Source organism: Veillonella dispar (assembly GCF_937975875.1).
In the GTDB taxonomy this organism is placed as follows: domain Bacteria; phylum Bacillota; class Negativicutes; order Veillonellales; family Veillonellaceae; genus Veillonella; species Veillonella dispar_B.
Window position 1 is genome coordinate 1 of the sequence record NZ_CALJSP010000079.1, and the last position, 2244, is coordinate 2244.

At 41.1% G+C, this 2244-nt stretch carries 1 protein-coding gene; it reads right to left on the reverse strand.

The features are described from left to right. A partial coding sequence (locus Q7P05_RS03725; protein ID WP_303930545.1) for an autotransporter outer membrane beta-barrel domain-containing protein occupies nt 1-2218 on the reverse strand: 2218 nt, incomplete at its 3' end. Nucleotides 2219-2244 lie beyond the last annotated feature (26 nt).

Here is a 2244-nt window from a genome sequence, read left to right on the forward strand (position 1 = left end):
CCAAGTCCAGATAATGGCCTTTGTTGCGCAGGTCCGTGCTATAGAAGCCGATAGATTTGGCTTTCAGCTTGCCACTGCCGCGGTTGAAGCTGTTCTTGCCGTCATCGTAGGAGAAGGCTACGCCCTGATAACGTTTCAGCTTATCAGTATTTTTTACAACATCGTCATAGCCAAGCTGGTACATGGTGTGACGGTTGCTGAAGCCATCGCCGCTGTATTTGCCGCCTTTGACGCGCACCCAAACGCCTTCCTCATTATTGGTTTCGTTGCGCAGGTCGCCCATGCGCCGCATAAGCTTGTCGTCCTCCACCCAGTTGGCAAAAGCCAGTCTTTGGGTTGCATCTACTGCATCTACACTGGTGGTTGGTTTAGAAGGGATGAATTCTACTTTTTTCAAGTACCAATCCTTAGTGTAACCGTCGGTAGCGCTGTCTTGTTTATCTAAAGTGTACTTATTCCAATACAAGGATCCTTCCTTATCGTTGGCAAAGAAGTTGCCCTGCTCGTCCTTTACACTTACAAGAACCGTACCGGCAGCGCCGTCATTATTGCTATCTGCATTAACGTTGTTGAGCGTAATGTAATGGTTGCCGGTGTGGGTGCCTGCGATGTACAGGCGGTCACTGTTGTTGGTATTCGTGCTTGCGTCGATGTCCATATTGATCTTGCCCTTATCACCGTCAAGCTTGTTTACTTTCAGACTGCTGAATTTACCGCTGTCTTTGCCCATATCCAGCAGAGCATTATTGCTCAATTCTAAATCAGTAAGAGTGCTGTCACCTGTAAGATGCCAATAGGAGCTTGCGTTATTTAAAACAGCATTAATAACAGCATCATCCTGACGCATAGTTTTGCCTGTGAGCTTAACTGTGCCTTGCTTGCTGCTGTTTACTTCTATTTTAGCGTTACCATTAGCAAATAATGCTGTTTCGGCAGCAATCTCTGCACTGCCAGATAAATTTGTTACTGCTTGATCTTCTGTATGAACACCCTGCTTTAAAGTATTAGCAGTAAGATTTTTAATAACGGCATTTTCATCCACCGTTACGATAGAATCATCCTTATTAAAAATACCATAACTGTTTTCGCCCTCAACGTTGGTAATACTTAATTTTTTTATGTAATTATTGCTCTGCTTTGAACCGCCTTTATCAGCATAGAAACCATAAGCATCTTTATTGCTGGAAATATTACTGATTCTTACAGTTTCAGTGCTGTTATCACCTGTATGATTGAATAGGGTTTGGCCTTGATTCCAAATGCCAAAAGCATCTGCTTCCTGCCCTTTAACGGTATCAATAGTTAAATTATCAACTGCTACATATGTTCCATAATTATCCATATATAAGCCACGGGCCGCTGTACCTTTAACATTACTGCCATCTATTTGTTTTATGCTAATATCTTTAGCTTCAATACCCCCGCCTTGATTATGAATGCCGGAGACATCATAGTTAGTGCTTTCACCTGACTCCAGCTGTTTAATATCACTTATTATTATTGAATCACTTCGAACGCCAGCACCACGAGTGTATATACCTGAAATATTTTCTTCACCTTGAAGATTTTCAATTTTTAACTCATTAGCATTAACCCAGGAATTTCCATACAGCTCTAATCCGAAAACCTGACCCATTCCGTATTTATCGCTAACATTTTCTATAGATAAGCTAGGAGTATTTAATGTGGACCAATTTTCTAAACGTATAGCAGCATTTGAGCCAGCAGTTTGACTCGTAATAGAATTATCCTTTATATTAAGTCCGCCATTTAAATTTAACGTCATATTAGCATTTGAATCAACAGCAAACTGAGTTCCGCTTATATTTACCACTCCATCAACAGAAACTTCATTATTGCTAGAGGAACCTTGGTGTATACCATACTCTGCATTAAGAATATTCAACTCTTTGGCTTTTATAGTAATCTTTTGACCAGAATTAGAAAAGACGATACCGTTATTGGTATTATCTAATGTCAGCGTAGAATTGCCTGCATCTATGGTTATTGCATTGCTTGAAGTTTTTACACCATTTGTACCAGTTACCTTAGTATCCTCGCTAAAAGTTTTATCGGACGCTAGTGGACTGGTTATATCTGCAGCTAGACCTGTACAGGGAACAGCAAGTAATGCAGATAAAATTACGCTGGTCAGGAATTTTCGACTAGCCTTCGTCCCACCCCAGAACTTGGTAACTGCCGTCGGGCAGGAACTCATAGTCATTCTTACCTGCATCATGAATC